This is a genomic window from Rheinheimera nanhaiensis E407-8, assembly GCF_000296695.1.
GTDB lineage: Bacteria > Pseudomonadota > Gammaproteobacteria > Enterobacterales > Alteromonadaceae > Alishewanella > Alishewanella nanhaiensis.
The window spans coordinates 22,120-46,268 of the sequence record NZ_BAFK01000022.1; the positions used below are offsets into that span (position 1 = coordinate 22,120).

The window sequence follows — 24,149 nt, forward strand, 5'->3', positions numbered from 1 at the left end:
CGACAGTCGTTGAAAATTAAAACACTTGTTTTAATGCAAACGGAACCATATTTAGGTTATAACGTCTTAGCCTAGCCCGTTTTAGTGGCAAATGGCGATAAAACAATCAATAAATCCAATTAATTAAGACTGATAACATGATGGTAAACGCGTTTTCTGCTTTAAAAGCCTATCTCGACAGCCAGGTGTTAGGCCAGGCGGCACTGACCGAAGGTATTTTGCTGGCACTGCTGGCCAATGGCCACTTGTTAGTGGAGGGCCCACCGGGGCTGGCGAAAACCCGTGCGGTGAATGCTTTAGCCCAGGGTGTGGAAGGCCGTTTTCATCGTATTCAGTTTACCCCCGATTTACTGCCGGCTGATTTAACCGGCACCGACATCTACCGGCCGGAAACCGGCCAGTTTGAGTTTCAAAGCGGGCCGCTGTTTCATCATATTATTCTGGCCGATGAAATAAACCGCGCGCCGGCCAAGGTACAATCGGCACTGCTTGAAGCCATGGCGGAAAAACAAGTGACGGTAGGGCGCCATACCTACCCGCTGCCAGAGCTGTTTTTGGTGATGGCAACACAAAACCCACTGGAGCAGGAAGGCACTTATCCGCTGCCCGAAGCCCAGTTAGACCGGTTTTTATTGCATTTAAGGGTAGATTACCCCAGCGCCGAAACCGAGCTGCAAATTTTAAAATTAACCCGGGGTGAAGCCTTAAGCGGCGCTAAGGTTGAGGTAAACCCAATTAGTCAAAGCGATATTTTCGCTGCCCGTAAAGCCATTTTAGCCCTGCATATGGCACCCAGCGTAGAGCAGTACATCGTACAGCTGATCATGGCAACCCGTAATGCCAAAGCCTACAGTGACAAGCTGGCCAGCTGGATTGGTTACGGCGCCAGCCCGCGCGCCACTATAGCAGTAGAGCGCTGCGCCAGAGCCAAAGCCTGGCTGGACGGCCGTGATTTTGTCACCCCGGACGATGTGCAGGCGGTGTTTCATAATGCGCTGCGCCACCGCTTAATTTTAACCTACGCCGCCGAAGCAGAAGGCATCAGCACTGATGATGTGCTGGCCGAAATTCTGCGCCTGGTACCCGCAGCCTGATATGAGCCTGGGGTTTCACGCCAGTGACTGGCTGGCACAAAATGGCAGCAATGGCATAAGCCCGGGGCTTACCGAATTGTTGTGGTATCAGCGCTACACTAAGGTGCTGGATTTAACGCCTACTATGGCAATTCACAGCAAACTGGCCGGTACTTACCTGGCAAAAAGCAAAGGCCGTGGTATGGAGTTTGATGAAGTACGGCATTACCAAAGCGGTGATGATGTACGCACCATCGACTGGCGCGTTACTGCGCGTAGCGGCAAGGTGCATACTAAGCTGTTTCGTGAAGAAAAAGAGCGGCCGGTGTTTATTTTAACCGATCTTGGCAGCAGTATGCGCTTTGGCTCGGCACTGCTGTTTAAGTCGGTGCAGGCCGCCCATTTAGCTGCGCTGATTGCCTGGCATGTAAAACAGCGTGGTGACAAATTAGGCGGCCTGGTGTTTAGCCAGCAGCAACATCTTGAACTTAAACCACAAAGCCGCAGCCACGGCGTGCTGCGCTATTTTCATGCGCTAACCAGTGTGCATCAGGCTAGCGATTCGCAGCGCGGCCTTAACTTAACCGAGGCACTGAGCCAGTTACGCCGCTTGGTACGTCCGGGTAGCCTGGTGTATATCCTGTCTGACTTTAGTGATTTTGATGAGCACGGCCTGCGTCATATTCGCGCGATACGCCAGCATAACGAAGTGACCTGTTGCTGTGTTACCGATCCGCTGGATCTGGCCTTACCGGCCAATGGCCATGGCAGCGCCGCAGTCAGCGATGGCAGCCGTACAGGTTATATTGAACTGGGTAGCCGCAGCCTGCAGCAGCGCTATGCGCGGCAACAAAGCGACAGCCTGCAGCAAAAGCAACTGTTAGTCAGTCAGTTGGGCTGTAAGTGGCTCAGTGTCAGCGCGGCCGAGCCGGTGCTTAACCAACTCGCCCGCACGGTGAAGGAGCGCCCGCTATGACAACGCCGCAGCCGCAAGCAGCCGCCTCTTTAGCGCAGCTGGCCGATATCAGTGAACCGCTGCAACCTGTGGCTTTCACCCTGACGCCCGCCATGATGATGGTGCTGCTGATGTTACTGGGCGCTGTGGTGTTTTTTCTGCTAAAAGCCTATTTACACTGGCGCCGTTTTGCCGCCAAACGTCAGGCTTTGAGTGTACTGGAGGCATTATCTACTGAGCAGGATGCACCTGCGCGAATTAACCAACTGATTAAGCAGGTGCTGCAACACTATCAAAGTACTCACCCGGCGCTTAGCTACAATAGCCGCGACTGGCAACACTGGCTGTCTCAGCAGCACAGCCTGCCATTGCCTGATTTAACCACGCTGCTGTATGGCAATACGCCTGATAGTAAAGCAGACAGCGCCGCGCGCGAGCAATTTTATCAGTTCGCCCGCGGCTGGCTTAAGGCGTACAAGGGTAAAGCTGCTATCAACAGCTGGCCGGAGGGCACGCATGCTGGAGTTTAGTTATCCCTGGCTTGGCCTGCTTGCGCTGGCGCCGTTCTTGCTGCGGCTAAAACGCCAGGCACCGTCTGACAGCGCGTTAACCTTACCGGCCCTGGCAAAACTGGCGCAGCAAACTGAGCAGCAGCCGGGGCGCAAACTTACCCTGCCCTCGGTGCTGGCGCTGCTGATTTGGCTACTGTTGGTGCTAAGTGCTACCCAACCGCGCTGGCTGGGCGAGCCGGTTAATCTGCCCCAGCAAGGCCGTGATCTGATGCTGGCACTGGATTTATCCGGCTCAATGGAAATTACCGATATGCAGCATCAGGGCCAGAGCATAAACCGGCTGGATGCCGTTAAACTGGTGGTCAGTGATTTTATTAAGCGCCGCCAGGGCGACCGTATTGGCTTGATCCTGTTTGCCGATGCCGCTTATCAGCAAACACCGCTGACCTTTGATCTAGTCACGGTGCAAAAAATGCTGGATGACAGTGTGCTGCGCTTAGTCGGTACCCGCACCGCGATTGGCGAAGCGATTGGCCTGGCGGTAAAACGGCTTAATACTTATGACAGCTCAAATAAGGTGCTGATCTTACTCAGTGACGGCGCCAACACCGCCGGTAATATTCAGCCGCTGGAAGCGCTGCAACTGGCCAAAGCAGCCGGGGTAAAAATACATACCGTTGGCGTAGGCGCCGAGCAAATGCTGCAACAAAGCGTATTTGGCCGGCGCATGGTGAACCCGTCGCAGGATCTGGATGAGCGTCTGCTCACCCAATTGGCCGAAGATACCGGCGGGCGTTATTTTCGCGCCCGCGATTTAAACGAGCTAAACCAGATTTATCAGCTGATTGACCAGCTGGAGCCGATTGAACGCGATGCCCTCAGCTACCGGCCACAGCGCAGCTTGTTGCACTGGCCGCTCGGTTTGGCGCTGCTGTTGTCGTTTGTGCTGGCAGCCTGCAACATCCATTGGCGCGGAGTGCTAACAGATGCTGACTGAGTTTCATTTTCTCCGCCCCTGGTGGCTGTTGGCCCTGGTGCCGGTAGTGCTGTTGTTAGCGCTGCTGTATCTGCATCGTAAGGCGCACAGCCCCTGGCACCAGCTTATTGCCAGCCATTTGCAGCCGGTATTATTAGGCGCCCGCTTACTGCGTAAAAAGCAGCCACTGGCGCTACCACTGCTGGCACTGTGCTGGCTGTTAACCACACTGGCACTGGCAGGCCCCAGCTGGCAAAAGTTACCGCAACCGGCGTTTGCGCTGAAAAAAGCCACCGTGCTGGTGCTGGATATGTCGATGTCGATGCGCGCTACCGATATGGCGCCGAACCGGCTAACACAGCAGCGTTTTGCCGCGCTGGATTTTACCGAGCAATTAAAAGAAGGCGAGCTGGCGCTGCTAAGCTTTGCCGGTGATGCTTTTGTGATCTCACCGCTGACGCCGGACCATAACAATATCCGCCTGCTGGTACCCGATTTGAAGCCAGAAATTATGCCGGCGCAAGGCTCAAACCTGCTGGCGGCGTTACAGCAGGCTGATAATTTACTGCGTCAGGCCGGCTACCCGCGTGGCGATGTCGTCGTCTTTACCGATGGTTTTGACAACAACAGCCTGCGTGATATTCAGGATAAACTGAACAACTGGCCGCACCGCTTATCTATTTTAGGCTTTGGTAGCAGTGACGGTGCCCCGGTTCAGCTGGAAAACGGCGAGTTGTTAAAATCTGCCAGCGGCGCTGTGGTGTTACCCCGCCTGCCCAAAGCACAATTAGCCGCGCTGGCCCGTCAAAGCGGCGGTATCTATCTGGACGCGCACAATAACCCCGGCGCTGTCGCCAGCCTGATTGCGCAGCCAGCGCTAAGTGCACTGGATACAGCCGATGCCAGCCGGCAAATTCAGGGCGATCAGTGGCAGGACAACGCTGTGTATCTGGTCTGGCTGTTACTGCCACTGGTGCTGCTGCAGCGTAAATTTGGTCAACTACTAAGCCTTGGTCTGGTGCTGATGCTGCCCTATCAGGCTGACGCTATAGAGTGGCGCGATTTTTGGCAAACCAAGCAACAACAGGCACGGCAGGATTATGCTAACGGCCAGTTTGACAGCGCGCGGCAAAAATTCAGCCAGCCGCTATGGCAGGGTAATGCGGCCTACCGTGGTGGCGATTATGCCACCGCCGAGCAGGATTTTCGCCGCGCGGTGGAGGCTGCGCCCAATCAGCACAGCTGGCATAACCTGGGCAACAGCCTGGCGCAGCAGGGCCGTTATCAGGAAGCGCTGGATGCCTATCATGAGGCACTGCAACATGCACCAGACTTTGCCCCAGCGCAGCAAAATGCTGAGCTGATGCAGCAGCTACTGCAACAGCAGCAACAAAGCCAGCAGCAAAATCAGCAAAACGCAGATCAGCAGAACAGCGAGCAGCAGAATAACCAGCAGCAAGAGGGCGAGCAGCAGTCTGACAGTCAATCGCAGCAAGGCGACAACCCGCAAGCGAGCGATAATGACGCCTCAGCGCAGCCTGAAGATAGCAGGCAGCAAAACGACGCGCCAGACACGCCGCAAGAAGACGAACCTCAGGCTGCAACTGCTGAAGAGCAGCAACAGGCCGAACAAACCGAAGCTGAACAGCAGGCCATTCGTGAAGCCTGGCCAAATGCCACACCGGAAGAGCAACAGCAGTTGGATAACCTGCTGCGCAAAGTACAGGATGACCCGGCACTGCTGCTACGCAATAAAATGTATCTTGAGTATTTAAAACGCCAGCAACAACGTTTGCCCATGGGAGTTGATGAACAATGGTAAAAGCTGCTGTGTTTTTTGCACTGCTATGGACCAGCCTGCCGGTTTTCGCCTTAAGCCAGTTAACGGCACAACTGGATAAAAACCCGGCCCTACGCGGTGAATCGGTAACCTTACAGGTTACCGCCGATGCGCGCCTGCCCGCAGATGCGATTAATTTTCGCGTGCTCGAGTCTGACTTTACCGTAATGCTGCCCTCAGTCAGCACTTCGTCACAGGTGATCAATGGCCAGGCCAGCCAGAGCACACGCTGGAATGTGGTGTTATTACCAAAGAAAAGCGGACGCCTGAGCATACCGGCTTTTAGCGTGCAGGGGTTAACAACTGAACCCCTGACGCTGGAAGTGCTGGATGAATCCCCCGCCAACAGAGGGCACAGCCAGGAGCTGTTTTTACAAGCCAGTATCGATCAGCAACAGCTTTATGTGCAGCAGCTGGCCTATTATCAGGTCACCATTTACTTTAATGGTGACTTACAGCGAGGCTCCCTGTCAGAGCCGCAATTAGACGGCGCCAGTATCAGTCAGGTGGGCCAGGACGTTGAAGGCACAGAGCTGGTAAACGGCATCCGTTATCGCACCATCACCCGTCGTTATGCTATTACACCGCAGCGCAGTGGTAACTTCAGCATCGGCCCGCCCACCTTTAACGGCGAAATGGTTGACCGCGACAGCGCCCGCTATAACTACTTTGCCCGCACTAAAACGGTGGTAGCACAAGGCCAGCCGCTTGATATCAGCGTCGATGCGATACCGGCTAATTTTCCCGGTAGCTGGCTGGTGGCAGGTTTGGTGACACTGACAGAAGAATGGACCCCAGAGCCTACTGAGCTTAAACAAGGCGAGCCGGTAACCCGCACCATTACGCTTTCAGCGGTTGATGTGGCCGAGAATCAATTACCAGAGCTTAACCAGCAGTTTCCGGACGGCTTACGCTTGTATCAGGAGCAGCCGCAAAGTAAAAGCGCCGAACGCAATGGCCGCTTAGTGGCGCAAAAAATCTTTACCAGTGCGGTGGTGGCCAACAAAGCCGGTGAGCTTGAGCTGCCAGAGGTGCGCCTACCCTGGTGGAACAGCCAAACCAATCAGCTGGATTATGCCACTTTACCCGCCCGCACCCTAAAGGTTGCCGGCGAACCTGCGGCTTTGGTTACAACACCAGCCGGCGTGACAGCGACTGCACCGGGCGATATGGCCGCAGCACCGCCCAGCCGTAATACCGCCGCTGCCTCGCCCTGGGCATGGAATTACCTTAGCAGTGCGCTGTTAGCGCTGTGGCTGTGCAGCACCCTGCTACTGGTTGTGTTGTGGCAAGCTACCAAACACACCAAAGCTGCCGCTGTTGCCCCAAGCAGGGTGCGCTTTAATGCCAGCAAGCTACAGCAGGCGTGTCAGCAAAATGATGCCCAGGCGGCCAAAGCGGAGTTGCTGCGCTTTGCCCATCAACAGCTGGATCAGCGTTTATCGGCATTAACCCCGCTAAGCAGGCTAATTGACGATACCGCGCTTAGCCGTGAAATTATGCAGCTAAACCAGGCGCTGTATGGCGCGGCGCCATCCGGCTGGCAAGGGCAAACCTTGTGGCAATGCTGGCAGCAATACCGGAAAAACCAGCCAGCTGATACAGCAGATCGCACTTTAAAACCGCTCTACCCCAACTAAGAGACATGCCAGCCAAGGCGCCGTTTTTTGGCTGGCTATCCCCTACCAAGGACTAACCAGCGCGAAGCACTGGTATCAATAGCGGCAAGTTGTTAACATAACGTCGTTTTATAACCTGATGCCACATCAGGTATTTTTTTATCCTGTGTTTTGCTTAGGACAGGCTTAAGCAAAGCACAGCGACGACTGCTTAAGGAGAAACAGGTTTGGAAACAGGTACCATTATCTCGCTGGCTGTGTATTTTCTCGCTATGTTAGCCATTGGCCTTTACGGCTACAAAACCTCTACTGATGATGTATCAGGTTATATGCTGGGTGGGCGAAAATTAGGCCCCGGCGTTACAGCACTGTCCGCTGGTGCTTCTGATATGAGTGGCTGGATGTTACTGGGTGTGCCCGGTGCCATGTATTTATCCGGCGTCAGCAGCGCCTGGATAGCCGTCGGCTTACTGATTGGTGCCTATGTCAATTATCTGATTGTCGCCCCCAGGCTAAGGGTGTACACCGAAGTGGCACATGACGCTATTACCATTCCGGATTACTTTGAAAAACGCTTTGCCGATAAAACGCGGCTGCTACGGGTCGTATCGTCTATTGTTATCGTGATTTTCTTCACGCTTTACACCTCGTCTGGCGTTGTCGGTGGCGGTAAGTTATTTGAAAGCTCGTTTGGCTTAAGTTACGAGCTGGGTTTGTATGTTACCGCCGGTGTGGTGGTGGCTTATACCCTGTTCGGCGGTTTTATGGCGGTAAGTATCACCGACTTTGTACAGGGCTGTATTATGTTTATTGCTCTGGTACTGGTGCCGCTGGTGGCTATTGATCATCTGGGAGGCTTAGGCTCGGTATTTGAGCAGGTAAACACGATAGACAGCAACTTTATTGACCCCTTTACCGACGCCAAAACGGCGCAGGCCATGTCGTTACTGGGTATTATCTCGCTGTTATCCTGGGGTTTTGGCTATTTTGGTCAGCCGCATATTATTGTGCGTTTTATGGCGATCCGCTCAGTATCAGACATTAAAACCGCGCGCCGTATCGGTATGAGCTGGATGCTGATTACCATCATAGGTGCCTTAATGACCGGCCTGGTCGGCATTGCTTATGTGGAAAATACCAAAATGACACTAAACGATGCCGAAACCATCTTTATTGTCTTTTCACAGTTTTTATTTCACCCACTGATCTCCGGCTTTTTGCTGGCAGCCATCTTAGCGGCCATTATGAGCACTATCTCATCGCAGCTGCTGGTGACGTCAAGCTCACTGACAGAAGATTTTTACAAAGCTTTTGTTAAACGTGATGCCAGCCAAAAAGAGCTGGTAATGGTCGGACGCTTATCAGTATTAGTAGTGGCGCTGGTGGCTATTGCCCTGGCCTATGACAGAGACAGCACTATTTTATCGTTGGTCAGTAACGCCTGGGCGGGTTTTGGTGCAGCCTTTGGCCCGATGATTGTACTGAGTCTGTACTGGAAGCGGATGACGTTTGCCGGCGCTTTAAGCGGTATCATCAGCGGTGCGGCAACGGTATTGTTTTGGATCTACGCACCCGTGCTGGAAAATGGCCAAAGCTTAAGCTCGCTGGTGTATGAGATTGTCCCCGGAGTGATCGTCAGTACCCTGTGTATTGTCGTGGTAAGTAAGTTTAGTAAAGCGCCGGCAGATGAGGTAACCACCTTGTTTGATACCATGCGGCAACAACTTAAACAAAGCTGACTGCTCGTACCTGCATAAAATTAGGTGGGGCCAGATAAAAAACTATGTGCCCCACCGCAATAACTTTGCTAAATTACGGTTTTAGTGTGCCTTTCTGAGATAGGACATCTATGTATTTCTACGCTGCGCGCCAACCCATTCTGGATCGTAACAAAGAGCTATATGCCTACGAGTTGCTATTTCGTGATGGCCTGGAAAATGCCTTCCCGGATATTGATGGCGATGAAGCGACGTCGCGAATGGTTGAGGGCAGTCAGTTTACTTTTGGCCTGGATGACTTTCTCGGTGACAAGCCCGGCTTTATCAACTTTACGCTGGACACCCTGATTAAAAAATATCCCAGCATGCTGCCCAAAGAGCAGGTGGTGGTAGAAATACTGGAAACCATACAGCCGGGCAAACGTTTGCTGGCAGAGTGTCAGGCACTGAAAGAAAAAGGTTATGTCATAGCGCTGGATGATTATATTCATCAGCCGGTTTGGCGGCATTTTTATCCCTTTATTGACATTATTAAAATTGATTTTCGCTCTACCTCTACCGACACCATTAACCAGATTAAAGCGGCGATTGCCGATTTTAGCCATATTAAACTGTTAGCTGAGAAAGTCGAAACTAACGAAGAGTTTCAACTGGCGATGGATTTAGGCTTTAGTTATTTTCAGGGTTACTTTTTCTCGAAACCCGAGATGATGCAGTCTAAAGCTTTGTCGCCGGCCCAGATGACGCTGGCAGAGCTATTATACGAAACGTCTAAATCCGATATGGATCTGAATAAAATTACTCAGGTGTTTCAGCGCGATGTGCATTTATCTTACAAGCTGCTGCGCTACAGTAACTCAGCTATCTTTAAACGCCGCGCCGAAATAGAAACCATTAAACAAGCCTTGGTGGTGCTTGGGCAGGTTGAGCTGAAAAAGTTTCTGTCACTGTTGTTTACCGCCCAAATCAGTAGTGATAAGCCGGCAGAGCTGATGCGCATGTCAATGACCCGTGCCCGCTTCGCCGAAGGCCTGGCGCAACTGCATGGTAAAGTTGATACCGACAAGGCCTTTCTTACCGGCTTAATGTCGTTAATGGACGCAATTTTAGATGAGCCTATCGATAGCGTTATGAGTAAGCTGCCACTGGCAAAAGAAATCAAAGAAGCCCTGATAGAGAAAAAAGGCACACTGGCTGACTATATCAAGTTGATTCAGTTTTATGAGACTGCACAGTGGCATGAGGCCTCAACTGCGATCAATGCGCTGCAATTAGCCAATGATAAGGTGCCTGATGCTTATCACACCGCTGTGCAGTGGGCCAATGAGCAAATGAAAGCCCTGGGTGACTAACCCAGGGCGGCAAATTAGTTAAAACTCAGATAGGGGCTGATTTTCGCGGCTAACTTCTCGCCTATGCCTTTTACCTGGGTTAACTGCGCTTCGTCTTTTATCGGGCCATTGGCTGCAATGTAGTCCAATACCGCCTGTGCTTTTTTCTGTCCCAAACCTGGTATAGCATCCAGTTGTTCTAAAGAGGCACTGTTAATCGATACTTTCTGCACCGCATGGGCCTGAGCACTGGCTTTGGTCACTTTATCGGACGACGTTTCAGCTGCACAGAGGTTGGCAGTTAAACTCAGTAAGGTCATGCCAAGGGCAAAATAGAGTGGTTTCATCATGGTTCATCCTTAAGTAGCTCCCGGTCCCTGACGACATCCTGTACTGCAACCTGACGGCTTTGGGTTGGCACAATAACCAAAACGCAAGTCACACTATCAGTATTCGGAAGTTTCACTGCCAACCCAATAAAAATAGCCGCCATATTTACTTTTGCAATATTTTTGCAACTTTTAATACATTTTAAGCACAATTAACATTCAGCGTTAATTAAGACATAACCGCCTACTCTTACTGCCAATAGCAAAGGACAGCACGCTGCGATGCAGGGTGCTAACTGGTGCAAACCATTGCTGCAGTTAAAATTGTCCGGTAAAGTACCGCTTGTAACAATGGAGATAACCATGTTTGGCACCCGAGTATTACTGCTAACAGCCGTACTTGTTTTAGCTGGCCCCTGCTTCGCTAATAGTATGCAGGACAAAAGGCAGGTTAGCCGCGAGCAGGCTGCCGCCCTGGCACAGCAGCAGTACCCCGGACGTATTGTAAAAGTACAAACTGTGCGGGAGTTTTACCGCATAAGACTGGTTCAACCCGATGGCCGGGTGATTACTGTTGTGGTTGATGGCAAGACTGGCCGTGTTAAAAAGGATGGGAATTAATGCGTCTACTGGTAGTGGAAGATGAACATTTGCTGGCGCAGCAGATAAAAGAGCAGTTACAACAGCAGCAGTTCAGTGTCGACGTTGCAAGCGACGGTGATGATGGTTGGTTTAAATTATCAGAATACCCGTACGACTTGGCCATTATCGACATAGGTTTGCCGAAAATGGATGGATTGACACTGATCAGAAAGGCACGGCAGCAAGCCTTAAAAACACCTATTATTGTGCTGACGGCCCGCGGTAGCTGGCAGGAAAAAGTAGAAGGCCTGGACGCCGGTGCCGATGACTATTTAACCAAGCCGTTTCATACCGAGGAATTGTTAGCCCGTTGTAACGCCCTGATCCGCCGTGCAGCAGGCCAACCCGAGCCAACCCTAGCCGCCGGTCCTATTTCGCTGAATAGCCGCACACAGCAGGTATGGCTGCACGATGCAGAAGTTAGCCTTACTGCTTATGAGTACAAAGTGTTGGAATACTTTATGATGAACCCTAATAAAGTCATTTCCAAAACTGAGCTGACCGAACATATTTACGATCAGGACTTTGATCTGGATAGTAATGTCATAGAAGTATTTGTCCTGCGGCTGAGGAAAAAGCTGGACCCCGAAGGTGACATTAAGCCTATCGAGACCCTGCGTGGACGCGGCTATCGTTTCACTCTGACTGTCGCCTGATATGTCCTTATCGCTAAAGCTGCGGCAACTTTTGGTCAGTATATTTTTACTGCTGTTTTTGTTGCCCAGCTCCTTTGTTGCCATTGATCGGGCCTTTTTTACCCAACTTATTACCAACACAGAGCAAAAGCTGGAAGTGCATCTGTATTCGGTGCTGTCAGAGCTTAGTGTGTCACAAGATAAGGTAGAGCTGCTAAACAACGCACTGGCACCTGATTTCTATCGGCCAGACTCTGGCTTAAGTGCCTATATTACTGACGAGCAGACATTGGTATGGCAAAGCGACTCTTCGTTAAACCAGCAATTTAGCCCACCCTGGCAAGATTTACCGCCGGGTGAACATCTGTTCCGGCCACTGAACCAAGCGGGTGGTCAGTTCTGGGTGCTATCCTTGTCATTGCTGTTTGACGCCGAAGAATATACCCGCCCTTTAACACTGCATATTGTGCAAACCGACGAGCGGCTGATGGCGCCGCAGCTGGCGTTTCGCGCCACCTTGCTGCAATGGTTTATTGGTATCGGCTTGGTATTACTGCTGATTATGTTACTGGCGTACTACTGGACCACCAAACCACTGTCACGGCTGGACCATGAGATCCGCCGGGTCGAAAACGGCAGTCAGGAGCAATTGACCGGCCGCTATCCGGCCGAGCTTTGTATTATCAAAGAAGACTTAAACCTGCTGCTGGCCAACCAAAACCGGCAGAAACAGCGCTATCGCAATCATTTAAGCGACCTGGCGCACGCGTTAAAAACGCCGGTTGCAGTACTTAATACCTCAGCACTTAGCCAACAACCTGAGTTAAAAGAGCAACTGGATCGCATCACCTCGATGATTGAGCACCAGTTAAAACGCGCGGCCAGCTCCGGTCAGGATATCTGGAAGAAACAAATTGAGATCAAGCCGGTGGCAGACAAACTGATCGCGGCGCTGAATAAAATTTACCGCCACAAAAACGTACACATTAAGCTGCACTGCGCCAGTAACGCAGTGTTTCGCGGTGATGAAACCGATTTAATGGAGATATTGGGTAATTTACTGGATAACGCCTGTAAAGCCTGCCGTCATCAGGTAGAGCTAACTGTGCAAACTAAACATCAACAATTACTACTCAGCATTGAAGATGATGGCCCGGGTGTGCCGGCAGATAAGCGTCAACAGCTGTTTGAGCGCGGCGCCAGATTGGACACCTATCACGAGGGGCATGGTGTTGGACTGGCTATTGTTGCTGAATTGGTGCAGTCTTATTCGGGCAAACTTACTCTGGACGACAGTGAACTGGGTGGTGCCCGCTTTCAGTTATCGCTCTGATTGACCACCGCTGTTGATCCTGGCCATAGCAAGCGGCGTATCATCAGGCTGTTAAGCTAACTTAATTGGAATCCGCTATATGCAATTGGATAACCCCGCCATTATTAAAATTAAAAACCTGCGCCTGCGTACCTTTATTGGTATTAAAGAAGATGAGATTAACAATAAACAAGATGTGGTAATAAACGCCAGGATCCATTACAGCGCAGCTGATGCAGCTAATAGCGATGATATGGATAAAGCACTTAACTACCGCACTATTACCAAAAAAATTATTGCTTTGGTTGAACATCAGCGTTTTTCGTTGCTGGAAAAACTTACCGCTGAGGTACTGGCGATTGCCAGTGAGCACCCCAGTGTGCGTTATGCTGAAGTTGAAATTGATAAGCCACATGCGCTGCGCTTTGCCGACTCAGTATCATTGACTCTGTCGGTAAACAAATAGCTTCTATACTTAGCCAGGCGTCTGACAGCAAACGGTAACCACAATGAATATTTTGCTCACTGGCGGTACCGGCCTGATAGGGTCGGCTTTGGTAACACACTGGCACAATCAACATCAGCTCTGGGTGCTAAGCCGCGATAGCCATAAAGCGGAAAAACGCTTGGGCAACAAGGCTAAGGTGATAAGCGAGCTTAGCGCGGTTGACTTTAATCAGCTGGATGCAGTAATTAACCTGGCAGGAGAGCCTATTGCCGATAAACGCTGGACTGCGCAGCAAAAACAGCGGCTTTGCCAGAGCCGCTGGCAGTTAACCGAACAGCTGGTGCAGGCAATTAATGCCGCTGACACGCCTCCCTCGGTGCTGATCAGCGGCTCTGCCATTGGTATCTATGGCCGGCAGGATGCCAGTTTAATCCATGAAGATTTCAGCCATTATCACTGCGAGTTTACCCATTTACTCTGTCAGCGCTGGGAGCAAATTGCCCTGCAGGCGCAAAGCGATAAAACCCGTGTCTGTCTGCTTCGCACCGGCATAGTGCTCTCTGCCAAAGGCGGCGCGCTTGCCAAGATGTTGCCGGCGTTTAAACTGGGCCTGGGCGGCCGGGTGGGCAGCGGTGAGCAATATATGTCGTGGATCCACTTAAGCGATATGCTGCGGCTCATTGAGTTTTTACTACTGCACCCTACGCTAACAGGGCCCTTTAATGCCACCGCCCCTGCCCCGGTAACCAACACAGAATTTAGCCAGACACTGGCGAAGGTGTTACACCGCCCGGCAATATTCCCGGTGCCGGCCTTTGTGTTAAAGCTATTGCTGGGTGAAATGGCCGACTTACTGTTAACAGGCCAGCGGGTGTTGCCGGCTAATTTGGTTAAAGCCGGCTTTGAGTTTAAGTTTGCAACGCTCGCGCCCGCACTGCAGGACTTGCAGGGCTAAGCCCTGCATTCCTCAGCTTTACGATTAACCTTGCAGAACCCGGCGCATTAACTGCGCGCCCGGAATACTTAATAAACGCCGCAATTGCCACCAACCCAGTAAGGTGACCATACCGATACCCAGCGCCGGCCCCATCCACCACAAACTGTAGTGTGGCGTAAAGGGTAATTCAAATACCCGCTGCTGTACCAACAGCAGCATCAGCTCTGCCAAGAGGGTTGCAAAGCCACCGGCCATAGCGCCTAGCAGGGCAAACTCCAGCAACAACGCATTTCGCAGTAGTGCATAGCGCGCCCCCAGTGTGCGCAAGATTGCCAGCTCTTGCTCGCGCTGCTCCAGTGTTGCCTGTACCTGCGCCACCAGCACTAATGCCGCGGCCAGACAAATGATCAGCAAAATAAAGCTCAGCGCCACTGTTACCTGATCGATAATGTCGTTTACCTGCGCGATAATGTTATCTACGCTAATCACGCTGACTGTTGGCAACAAACGCGCCAATTGGTTTAGTAATTGATTGCGCTCAGCGGGCAGATAAAACGCCGTAATATAGGTGGCCGGAAAATCGGCCAGCAGATCCGGGCTTAAAATCATGTAAAAGTTCGGCTGCAGGCTGTTCCAGTCTACTTTGCGGATACTGCTCACCACTGCGCTTACTTGCTGCCCGCCAATAGAAAACGCCAGACTGTCGCCCAGTTTAACCTCCAGACGCTCGGCAATTTCTTCTTCTACTGACACCTGTGCTGTCGCACCTTCGGTAAACCAATTACCCTGCAGAATATGATTATTTTTTGGCAGCGCCGTCAGCCAGGTTAAATTAAGCTCACGCCCCACCCCAACCCGCTGCTGGCTGCGGTCTTCTTTCGTGGCCTCTTGCTGCAATTGTTCATCGTTAATCGACAGCAAACGCCCGCGTACTACCGGATAATATTGATCCAGCTGCAACTGCTGCTCACGGGCAAAGTTATTCAGCACCGTGCGCTGCTGCTGATTAATATTCACCAAAAACTGGTTAGGTGCGCCTTCAGGAATTTGCCGTTGCCACTGGCCAATAAGCTCAGCACGCAAAAAGTACAGTAGTAATGCCAGAAAAATGGCCAGGCTAAAGGTAATCAGCTGAAAGCTGTTGGCCCATAAACGCCGGCGCAAGTTGGCAATCGCCAGTTTAGGCGCACTGGCCTGCCCTGCGGCGGCAGGTTTTACTAAGCGGACAATCACAGCGGCCGTCGCTATTAACAGCGCGGCAAAACCGGCACAAAGCAAAAATAATCCGATACTCAGCACCAGCTCGCCACTGAATAACCACATCAGAGCCCAGATAGCAGCAGCGCCGGTTAGCCACTGCAGTTTATCCACAACAAATTGCGCTGCAGGCTGTTTTAATACCTCTATGGCCGCCGTGTTTGCTAAGCGCCACATTGGCCGCGCCGCAAACAGCAGTGCACAGATAACACAGGTTAACGCGCCCAACCACAATGGCCGGATACTAAATTCGGCCCGATAGTCTGCCATGTAGAGGTTAATGCCCCACTGTACGGCACCAATCGCCAGTTGTCCGGCAACCAGGCCACATACCAGGCTAAACAGCACAACTAACAGCAGATGGCTGCCGTATATCAGCCTGATTTGCGCTGTTGTCGCGCCCAGCGCTTTAACGATGGCCACAGCCCGCGTATGGCGCTGACTGTAGCGGCTGGCGGCAACGGCGGCAGCACAAGCTGCCAGCACAATACCCAGCAAACCCGCTAACAATAAAAACCGCTCTGCCCGCTCCAGCGCTCCGCCAATGGCCGATTCACGATCCATCTTTTGCCAGCGTTGATGCACGCTGAGTTTGTCGTTTGCCTCAGCTTCAAACTGGGCTAAGGCAGTAGTATCACCGGCAAACAGATAACGATAACCAATGCGACTGCCCGGTTGCACAATGTCGGTCGCCGGTACATCATCCAGGTGCATAATCACACGCGGCGAGCCGCCAAATACACTTAGCGGCGCATCTGGCTCGTTAACAATAACCCCGCCCACCTGTAATTTGGCCAGGCCAAGCTCCACCTCGTCGCCAACTTTTACGCCCAGCAGGTCGAATAAACGCGCCTCAAAAAATACCTGCCCTGGGGTTAACACAGCGGTTTCGCCGGCTGTGACCAACTCCGAGCGGTAGAGCACTAAATCTCCGCGTAGCGGATAACTGCTACTGACCGCTTTGATGGTTGCCAGTTGCATCGCATCACCGGAAAACAACATAGAGTCAAACTGCATTTGTCTGGCTGTACTAAGCTGGTGTTGCTGCTCGGCAAGCTCAAATAACTGCTCATCAAACGGCTGGCTGGAGCGCAGCACTTTATCGGCTGCGTTAAACTGGGCGCTGCGTTGCAACAGCGCACTTTTAACCCCTTCGGTGATACCGCTTAAACTGACCACAGAGCCGACCGCCAAAAACAAGGCAAAGGCTATAACCCACAGCTCACCGCGGCGCAGCTCGCGCCAGAATAAGCGCCATGCAATACTAGCCCACATCTGCTAAATCCTGTGTTGTTGTGTCGATAAAACGGCCAGCCTGCATCCGGCACTGCCGCTGACAACGTCTGGCCAGCTCATCATTGTGGGTTACCAATACCAGTGTCGTGCCCTGCTCGGCATTTAACCGGAACAGCAAGTCTTCTATTTTTTGCCCGGTCACCGCATCAAGGTTAGCAGAAGGTTCATCAGCAAATAACACTGCAGGGCGGGTAATAAAGGCGCGCGCTATGGCAACCCGCTGCTGCTCGCCGCCGGATAACTGTGCCGGATAAAAATCAGCCCGCTCTGACAGGCCAACCTGTTTCAGCAACGTCAGCGCCCGCTCGCGCGCGTCTTTCACGCCGGCAAGTTCCGCTGGCAGGGTAATGTTTTCTATCGCAGTCAGGCTTGGCAGTAACAAAAACGACTGAAACACAAAACCGACATGCTCAGCACGGATGGCCGCGCGCTCATCTTCAGATAACCGGTGTAGTGCCTGCCCTGCCAGATGCACTTCACCACTGCTGGGGACATCCAGTCCGGCCAGTAAACTGAGCAGCGTTGATTTACCCGAGCCCGAGGCGCCAACAATAGCCACAGTCTCACCACGATTGATCGTCAGGCTAATATCGTGCAGGATAGTTAAGGAACCTTCGGTCAGTTTGACACTCTTAGCCAACCGAACCGCGTTGATATGAACTTCAGGTGTATTCATTATGCGTATTATCTTCTTGTTGTTAATCGTGTTATTCAGCCAGTCTGCCTTAGCGCAAAAAATGCTGATCCTGGGCGACAGTTTAAGTGCAGCCTATGGCATGCAGCAGCACGAGGGCTGGCCTCATCTGCTGCAGCAACGCACCGACTGGCAGTTAGTTAATGCCAGTATCAGCGGTGAAACCACCGCCGGCGGTTTGGCCCGTTTACCAGCGCTGTTAAAACAACACCAGCCTGACGCTGTATTGATTGAACTGGGAGGCAACGACGGCCTGCGTGGCTTTGCCATCGACACCGTAAAATCAAATTTGAGCCAAATCATTACCTTAGTGCAGCAGCATAATGCGATGCCGGTGTTAATGCAAATACGCATTCCGCCGAACTATGGACCACGCTATGGACAACAATTCAGTGCGATCTATCCGGCGCTGGCAGAAAAATTTTCCATAACGCTATGGCCGTTTTTTATGGATGAGATAGCAATTAACAGTGACTTGATGATGCAGGATGGCATTCATCCCAATACCAAAGCGCAACCACAGATCAGTGTGTTTGTGGCGAAATTACTGGATGAATTGCCAACGCCATAAGCGTCACGCTCAGGGACGGGCAGTTGAGTGTTGAGTGTTGAGTGTTTAACTATCAGGTGTAATAAGTAGCAGTGCTAGATGTGTTTGACGAATCGTGGCGTCCCCTAGGGGATTCGAACCCCTGTTACCGCCGTGAAAGGGCGGTGTCCTAGGCCTCTAGACGAAGGGGACACAGTAACAGATAAGCAGAATAATGAAGTGGCGTCCCCTAGGGGATTCGAACCCCTGTTACCGCCGTGAAAGGGCGGTGTCCTAGGCCTCTAGACGAAGGGGACGCAAAGACATTCATTCTAAAAGTGCAGATTAATTGGCGTCCCCTAGGGGATTCGAACCCCTGTTACCGCCGTGAAAGGGCGGTGTCCTAGGCCTCTAGACGAAGGGGACGCACGAAAAAATCTTGGTGGAGCTAAGCGGGATCGAACCGCTGACCTCTTGCATGCCATGCAAGCGCTCTCCCAGCTGAGCTATAGCCCCACACTTTTATGTTCTTTACTAATTTGCATTAGCGCTGAACACGGGGCGCATTCTAGGGTGCCACTGAAAATGTGTCAACAGTTTTTTCTGCAGGTTTTTTCGTTCGGCCATTTTTTAAACGCCGCGCTGTATTAATCGACACTTTTCGCTTGAAATTGCAGCAGTAATAACAACTTAGCCAATAAGCAGCGCTAACAATGCGCTGACGGAGCCCGCAGCAAAGGTTAAAAACTGTTGGTTAACTTTATCAGCGGGATCGTGTTTCTGGCGTTTCTTGTATACACTAACCGCAGGCGAATGAGTGGGTTTGCACTCAGTGTCACTATAAAGGAAACGTCATTATGTACGAGAAGTACTACGGGTTCAGGGATCGCCCATTTCAACTTACCCCCAGTCCACACTTGTTTTACGCCAGCAAACTGCATAAACGGGCGTTGGCCTACCTGCAATATGGCTTATCACAAGGTGAGGGTTTTATCGTTATTACCGGCGATGTCGGTACCGGCAAAACCACTATTGCCAACCAATTACTGGCGCAGTTAAACCAGGATGAAATTATTGCCAAGCAAATTGTCACCTCAAAGCTTGAGCCGGATGATTTGATCCGTATGATTGCCTCCAGTTTTAATCTGGTGGTCACTGAGCACAACAAAGCCAGTTATCTTGATGCCATCTACAGTTATTTAAAACGGTTACATGCCCAGCACCGTCGTGCATTGTTGTTAGTGGATGAAGCACAGAACTTGCCACTGGCAGCCATTGAAGAACTAAGAATGCTGTCTAACTTTCAGCTTAACGGCAAACCACTGCTACAAAGCTTTCTGCTGGGGCAAAACGAACTAAATGCCATTATCCAGGCACCGAACATGGAGCAGTTTCGCCAGCGCATTATCGCCTCGTCTAACTTATCGGCTTTTGCCGAAGAAGACACTAAAGCCTATATTCAGTATCGGCTGCAGCAAGCTGGCGGCCAGAGCAGTTTGTTGTCCGACCAATGCTACCCGCTGATCCAACGCTACAGCCGCGGCATACCACGCAAAATCAATACAGTGATGGACCGTATTTTGTTGTTTGGTTATTTAGAAGAGCAGCCGGTCATTGACGCTGATGCAGTACAAATGGTGCTGGACGAACTGGCGCAGGAAATTGCGAATCAGCCCGCTATCGCTATGCCGGCGACCAGCCCAACCCCAGCTCCAGCTGCTTCAGCTTCAGTATCATCTAAAACCATGCTGCATGAGCTGACTGCGATGCTGGACAATGAGCTGGAACAAAAGCTGAAAATGGCGAAAGAACTGGATGCCCTGTTAAAACGTCAACAGCAACTGTTAAACAGCCGGGAAAACAACGACAACACCGACTAAGGGTGCGGTTAAAAACGTTGGCTCAGACTCAGCCAGACCCGGTCTTCGGAGATATCCCGGCTAGCCAGGGTAGAATCACGTTCAATGCGACGGAACATCGCACTGACATCTGCCCTGCTGTTAAGCTGGTATTTAATTCCCCCCTCCAGCGACAGATTTTTATCGGCTCGTTGCTCTGTGCCATAGTCAATATCGTAGTAACGTGCATTTAGCAGCAAACTGGCATGGGGTGTTAACCGCCAGCTAGATTGTAACGAGATGGTATCGCGCTCACTCTGCCGGCCTGATTCAACATAATCATCTTCACTGCGGCTAACCAGCAGGTTCAATGCCAGCCTGTTGCGGTTGTAACCGGCTGCAAAAGACGCTGACCGACGATTAATAATTTGCTCAGACAGCTCTAATTCGGTACCAAATAACTGCCGGAAGCTTTCGCCGGTTTGTAGCTGATAATTGTTCGTCGGCGGACGAAAGCAATCACTGAACTGCGCAGCCGTATCCGGGCAGACGAAAATGCCCAGATCTTCAGTTACTTCATCAAGCGTTGATAAGGTTTGCACGGTGTCAGACAGCGATAAACGCAATGACAGGAAACGCAGCTGATAGCTGCCCTGCATCACGGCAGTGCGTCCGGTATAGCGTCGGTCCAGCGTGTAGGATAGCGATGTGCGGCGGCTGGGGGCTAAAAACACCTCAGCGGCGGTGTAGGTTTCGCGCACTTCCAGATCTGGAGAACTGTTACTGGTGATCACCGCCCGGTTTCGGCTGACGCTGATGCGCGATGCGCGGCCAATCTTATATTCCAAGCCCGCGCCGTAAGAGACAAACTCATTGTTGTAGCTACGACCGGCTTCGTTATTGTCATAACTTCCTCTGACTATCGCCGATAAGTTACGATACAGCGGCACCCCTCCGGTCGCTGCGGCCTGCTTAGCAGTAAAACTTTCGCCACTTTCACGATCCGTTTTACGATAGCTGCCACTGGCTTGCCAAAACAGGGCAGACTGCCGATCAGCGCTGCCCATTGCCAAGGTTGTGGTATAGGCATCGTTAGCAAAATTGCCTATGCCATCATCAAGCTCGGGTGTGTCGGAGCGCAAGCGGCGATAATCCAGCCCAAGCCGGCTGTATACATCGGCACTTGCCCCTGTCGACAGGCCCAGATTGGCGCCCAGACTGGATGTTTTCGATAAATTATCCGAACCGGTAATAATGTCGGAAAACACGCCGGCTTGCGAATTACGAATACGGTGTGCCGAGCTGGCGCTCAGCCCTACCCTGAACCGCTCATCCAACGCCGTAAGTTGACTGCGCCAGTTATAACTGGACAAACTTTTATGCGAGCGCTGGCTGTCGTCGTACCAAACAGATTCATTTTTCAGGCTAAGCGCAGAAGATAATTGTTTACCCGTTGCATTAATCCCCAGCGTCGGAGATAACAGCGCTGCCAGCCCCTTATCCAAACCGCCACCGGTTTCGTCCTGTCGCAACCAGAAGCCATAGCCACTGGCCGTCACAGCCGGTTTAATCTGCACCTCTGCAGCCATTACCGAGGCCACACCCGTCAGATTTAGCGCCAGCAACAACAACGGCAGTCTAACTGGGTAGCCCGGCATCTTATCAGTTTTAATTGGCGCCATAATAATAGCCGTAACCATAGCCTTTACCCTGATTACGATGAGCTTTATTAATTAAAAAGCCGGTCGCGATATCTTTTGGTAGTAAAGCTACCGCCTGCTCAATTTCTGACAGCTTAGTATGATTTTCCTCGACCACGATAACAGCCTGCCCACACATCGATGCCATAACTGCAGTTTCGTTGACGCCCAGCAGCGGTGGCGCATCAAAAATAACAATCCGATCATGGTAACGGGTGGCGAACTCGTTCACTAACATTTCCATCCGCTCACTGGCTAACAACTCGGTGGACAAATGATGAGGCCGGCCGGCGGTGATAATTTTTAACCGCTCAACATTAGTACTTAACATAATGTTAGATACGCCAATTTTGTCGGATAACAAATAGTCTGTCAGACCAACATCATGCTGAATTTGCAGAGTTTTTGACACGCTTGGCCGCAACACATCGCTGTCGACCAGCAGTACCGTTTTATCCTGTTCCAGAGCAATACTCAATGCCAGGTTAATGGCAGAAAAGGTTTTTCCTTCACCCGGCCGTGAGCTGGTGACCAAAATCAGGTTGGGATGTTTTAATGTCTGACTTAATGCCCCCACAGCGTTATTAATCAGCTTACGTTTTATTACCCGATACTCTTCATTAATAAGCCGCCGCTCGCTGGACAAGGAGACAAAATTACGTTGCTCTAACTGTTGTAAGTTAAGCGTCACAGTTGCCTTATGGTCCCGTACCGGCTTGGCTGGCTCCTCAACTGGCGGCGCAGTTTCTGCCTTGGTGAACACCTCAGCGTTTAACGGTGCTTCGGCTGCAGGCTCAATAAAAACGTCTGACCGAGCCGGGCTGTGCTCCTGCTGGGCGCGTTCAATTGAGGTGTCACGTGGCTTAGCCGGGAATTCTGCCTGTTTATTAATGGCTTTTTCAATAATACTCACCGGATCACCCTCAACAACAGTTCTGCTGAACGTCCAAACAACACCTCATTACTTAACAGCGCGGCATAACATAGCAGTAAGCCCCCACTTAATAAGGCAAAATAAACAAAGTGCATTCTGACCTGTCGCAAAATTGTCGCCTTCTCGGTATGTGACACAACGCCAAACACCGGCAAATCAGTAATACTTTGCAATTGCGAGGCACGGGTTAATACCGGCGAAATCAGGCTGCGTAAAAACGCCATAAATACGCCGGCACCAATACCGATTATCAGTACCATGGTATAAAACAAGCCACGGTTTGGCCCTGATGGCGTTAATGGCACCCTTGGCGGCTCAATAATATTAAACTGTACATCCTGCTCTGAGGCATCAGCCCGACGCGACAGCTCAGCCGACTCCCGTCTGGCCAGCAAGGCCTCGTATTTTGACTTGGTAATATCGTAATCGCGGTTTAAGCCGGTAAACTCGGCTTCGATCTCCGGAATAAGGTTAAGTTTGCTTTCCAACGTGGCGACAGCGTCTTCAAACGCCTTCACTCTAACCCGTGCTGAGGCAACTTCGGTTTCCAGCCGGGCAACACTGATACGCAACTCCTGATAAACCGCGTTCTGATTTAACCCGGCACTTTGCTGCGGATTTTCTGAGGAAAACTGCGCCATTGCCATCAACTCTTCATCACGCTGCTGCTCCAGCTGTGCCAGCAAACGTTTAGTTTCCAGTACATCCGGGTGAAACTCGGTATAACGGATCAATAAGTTATCTAACTGTGACTGTAAACTGCGGATCCGGTCGTCAAACTGAGTAGGTTGGCGCGAGGCGCTGCCGGAGGAAAATGGCATGACACCAAATACCGGCTCTTCCCCTTCCAGCTGACTGCGCGCTGAGCTAAGCCGGGTCTCCAGCTCGCGCAATCCCAAACGGGCTTCGTCCAGACGCTTTTTTTCACTGCTAATCTGGCCGTAGTAATCACTTTCATTGCCTGGCAACAAACTGAGCCGGTTCTTCTTAAAATCCGACAGTCTAATTTCCGCTTCCATCAAACGACGCTCATAATCCGCAATCTGCTCGTTCAAAAAGCGCTCTGCAGTCTGAGAGTCCGCCCGGCTGGACCCCAACCGGCCCTCAACGAAGTTGTTTAATGTCTCTTGTACCACTTTTAATGCCAACTGTGGCTGAGGGTTGCTGTAAGCAATCACATAAATGTTTTCACGGCCAGACGCCGATATTTTTATCTTCGACTGCAAGCTGTCTATCAGGCTTTCAAAGGATTTATCGTCTTTGGCCTGTATATCTAAATCGGTCGCGCGGGCAATTTTTTCCAGATTGGGCCTGCTGAGTAAGGTGCGGGCCATCAGTTTAATTTCATCATCGCTATTGGTACGCAGTGCCAAGCCTTGCAATAGCGGCTGCAATACAGTGCTGGTTTCTACATATAATTTGGCGCTGGCTTCAAAGGTCGGCGGCATGTTGTAAACAAAAAACCAACCTGCCGGGCATACCAGCCAGGCGGTAATGACAATATAGCGGCGTCTTAACCACACTCCTTGTAGATAAGTTTGCACCTGCTCTATAGCTTGTTGCAGTTCTCTCAT

General features: G+C 51.4%; 21 protein-coding genes and 4 tRNA genes. 15 read left to right on the forward strand and 10 right to left on the reverse strand.

Annotation, left to right across the window (positions count from 1 at the left end):
• The first annotated feature begins 137 nt into the window (after window positions 1-137).
• The 8 genes from RNAN_RS15285 to RNAN_RS15320 all read left to right on the forward strand — a co-directional run bounded on the left by RNAN_RS15285 (window position 138) and on the right by RNAN_RS15320 (window position 10,045).
• The gene (locus RNAN_RS15285) at window positions 138-1,094 is read left to right on the forward strand and encodes an AAA family ATPase (RefSeq protein WP_008223427.1); all 957 of its coding nucleotides are present in this window, start codon (window positions 138-140) and stop codon (window positions 1,092-1,094) included.
• Between the two features lies 1 nt (window position 1,095).
• Window positions 1,096-2,049, forward strand: a complete 954-nt coding sequence (locus tag RNAN_RS15290) for a DUF58 domain-containing protein (protein WP_008223428.1) — start codon at window positions 1,096-1,098, stop codon at window positions 2,047-2,049.
• On the forward strand, window positions 2,046-2,558 hold the full coding sequence (locus RNAN_RS15295; RefSeq protein ID WP_008223429.1) for a DUF4381 family protein: 513 nt from the start codon (window positions 2,046-2,048) through the stop codon (window positions 2,556-2,558). Before RNAN_RS15290 ends, RNAN_RS15295 begins: the two co-directional genes overlap by 4 nt.
• Complete coding sequence (locus RNAN_RS15300; protein WP_008223430.1) at window positions 2,545-3,537, forward strand: vWA domain-containing protein; 993 nt, start codon at window positions 2,545-2,547, stop codon at window positions 3,535-3,537. The genes RNAN_RS15295 and RNAN_RS15300 overlap by 14 nt, the downstream gene beginning before the upstream one ends.
• Complete coding sequence (locus RNAN_RS15305) at window positions 3,527-5,338, forward strand: VWA domain-containing protein (protein ID WP_008223431.1); 1,812 nt, start codon at window positions 3,527-3,529, stop codon at window positions 5,336-5,338. The genes RNAN_RS15300 and RNAN_RS15305 overlap by 11 nt, the downstream gene beginning before the upstream one ends.
• Window positions 5,332-6,996 (forward strand): BatD family protein, encoded by a 1,665-nt coding sequence (locus RNAN_RS15310; RefSeq protein ID WP_008223433.1) that lies wholly within the window; start codon window positions 5,332-5,334, stop codon window positions 6,994-6,996. Before RNAN_RS15305 ends, RNAN_RS15310 begins: the two co-directional genes overlap by 7 nt.
• A 206-nt stretch (window positions 6,997-7,202) precedes the next feature.
• Entirely contained in the window at window positions 7,203-8,714 is a 1,512-nt protein-coding gene (putP, locus tag RNAN_RS15315; protein ID WP_008223435.1) for a sodium/proline symporter PutP, read from the forward strand.
• A gap of 110 nt (window positions 8,715-8,824) precedes the next feature.
• Window positions 8,825-10,045: an EAL and HDOD domain-containing protein gene (locus tag RNAN_RS15320; RefSeq protein ID WP_008223437.1), complete on the forward strand. Its 1,221-nt coding sequence runs from the start codon at window positions 8,825-8,827 to the stop codon at window positions 10,043-10,045.
• A 14-nt stretch (window positions 10,046-10,059) separates the two neighbouring features.
• Here RNAN_RS15320 and RNAN_RS15325 read toward each other — a convergent pair whose 3' ends face one another.
• Complete coding sequence (locus RNAN_RS15325; protein WP_008223438.1) at window positions 10,060-10,374, reverse strand: ComEA family DNA-binding protein; 315 nt, start codon at window positions 10,372-10,374, stop codon at window positions 10,060-10,062.
• A 288-nt stretch (window positions 10,375-10,662) separates the two neighbouring features.
• Between RNAN_RS15325 and RNAN_RS15330 the strand changes: the two genes are divergently transcribed.
• From RNAN_RS15330 to RNAN_RS15350, 5 genes are all read left to right on the forward strand, one after another.
• Window positions 10,663-10,974: a PepSY domain-containing protein gene (locus RNAN_RS15330; RefSeq protein WP_237739936.1), complete on the forward strand. Its 312-nt coding sequence runs from the start codon at window positions 10,663-10,665 to the stop codon at window positions 10,972-10,974.
• Window positions 10,974-11,651, forward strand: coding sequence for a response regulator transcription factor (locus RNAN_RS15335; protein ID WP_008223444.1), 678 nt, complete (start codon window positions 10,974-10,976; stop codon window positions 11,649-11,651). The genes RNAN_RS15330 and RNAN_RS15335 overlap by 1 nt, the downstream gene beginning before the upstream one ends.
• Window positions 11,652-11,682: 31 nt before the next feature.
• Window positions 11,683-12,963 carry an ATP-binding protein gene (locus RNAN_RS15340; protein ID WP_008223446.1) on the forward strand — a complete coding sequence of 427 codons (1,281 nt, stop codon included), beginning with the start codon at window positions 11,683-11,685 and terminating at the stop codon, window positions 12,961-12,963.
• Window positions 12,964-13,042: 79 nt separating this feature from the next.
• Window positions 13,043-13,408, forward strand: a complete 366-nt coding sequence (gene folX / locus RNAN_RS15345) for a dihydroneopterin triphosphate 2'-epimerase (RefSeq protein WP_008223448.1) — start codon at window positions 13,043-13,045, stop codon at window positions 13,406-13,408.
• Between the two features lie 43 nt (window positions 13,409-13,451).
• On the forward strand, window positions 13,452-14,345 hold the full coding sequence (locus tag RNAN_RS15350) for a TIGR01777 family oxidoreductase (protein WP_008223450.1): 894 nt from the start codon (window positions 13,452-13,454) through the stop codon (window positions 14,343-14,345).
• Window positions 14,346-14,369: 24 nt separating this feature from the next.
• Here the strand turns inward: RNAN_RS15350 and RNAN_RS15355 are convergent, their stop codons facing one another.
• Together RNAN_RS15355 and RNAN_RS15360 are read right to left on the reverse strand one after the other, a co-directional pair.
• A complete protein-coding gene (locus RNAN_RS15355) occupies window positions 14,370-16,859 on the reverse strand; it encodes an ABC transporter permease (RefSeq protein WP_008223451.1) in 2,490 nt (829 codons plus the stop codon).
• Window positions 16,849-17,556: an ABC transporter ATP-binding protein gene (locus RNAN_RS15360; protein WP_040552306.1), complete on the reverse strand. Its 708-nt coding sequence runs from the start codon at window positions 17,554-17,556 to the stop codon at window positions 16,849-16,851. The genes RNAN_RS15355 and RNAN_RS15360 overlap by 11 nt, the downstream gene beginning before the upstream one ends.
• A gap of 1 nt (window position 17,557) precedes the next feature.
• On the opposite strand from RNAN_RS15360, the gene RNAN_RS15365 reads away from it, so the two are divergent.
• A complete protein-coding gene (locus tag RNAN_RS15365; RefSeq protein WP_008223456.1) occupies window positions 17,558-18,145 on the forward strand; it encodes an arylesterase in 588 nt (195 codons plus the stop codon).
• 95 nt (window positions 18,146-18,240) lie between these two features.
• Here RNAN_RS15365 and RNAN_RS15370 read toward each other — a convergent pair.
• The 4 genes from RNAN_RS15370 to RNAN_RS15385 form a co-directional block, all read right to left on the reverse strand.
• Window positions 18,241-18,316: transfer RNA gene (locus tag RNAN_RS15370), tRNA-Glu, on the reverse strand.
• 28 nt (window positions 18,317-18,344) lie between these two features.
• Window positions 18,345-18,420, reverse strand: a tRNA-Glu gene (locus tag RNAN_RS15375).
• A 33-nt stretch (window positions 18,421-18,453) separates the two neighbouring features.
• Window positions 18,454-18,529 (reverse strand) — tRNA-Glu (locus RNAN_RS15380).
• Between the two features lie 14 nt (window positions 18,530-18,543).
• A tRNA-Ala gene (locus RNAN_RS15385) sits at window positions 18,544-18,619 on the reverse strand.
• A 341-nt stretch (window positions 18,620-18,960) separates the two neighbouring features.
• Between RNAN_RS15385 and RNAN_RS15390 the strand changes: the two genes are divergently transcribed.
• Window positions 18,961-19,983: an ExeA family protein gene (locus tag RNAN_RS15390; protein WP_040552308.1), complete on the forward strand. Its 1,023-nt coding sequence runs from the start codon at window positions 18,961-18,963 to the stop codon at window positions 19,981-19,983.
• An 8-nt stretch (window positions 19,984-19,991) separates the two neighbouring features.
• On the opposite strand, the gene RNAN_RS15395 is transcribed toward RNAN_RS15390, so the two are convergent.
• From RNAN_RS15395 to RNAN_RS15405, 3 genes are read right to left on the reverse strand one after another with little or no spacing between them, the layout of a single operon-like run.
• Window positions 19,992-21,641 carry a TIGR03016 family PEP-CTERM system-associated outer membrane protein gene (locus tag RNAN_RS15395; RefSeq protein WP_040552310.1) on the reverse strand — a complete coding sequence of 550 codons (1,650 nt, stop codon included), beginning with the start codon at window positions 21,639-21,641 and terminating at the stop codon, window positions 19,992-19,994.
• A complete protein-coding gene (locus RNAN_RS15400; protein ID WP_008223465.1) occupies window positions 21,610-22,554 on the reverse strand; it encodes an XrtA-associated tyrosine autokinase in 945 nt (314 codons plus the stop codon). Before RNAN_RS15400 ends, RNAN_RS15395 begins: the two co-directional genes overlap by 32 nt.
• Window positions 22,551-24,149, reverse strand: a complete 1,599-nt coding sequence (locus RNAN_RS15405; RefSeq protein WP_008223466.1) for an XrtA system polysaccharide chain length determinant — start codon at window positions 24,147-24,149, stop codon at window positions 22,551-22,553. Before RNAN_RS15405 ends, RNAN_RS15400 begins: the two co-directional genes overlap by 4 nt.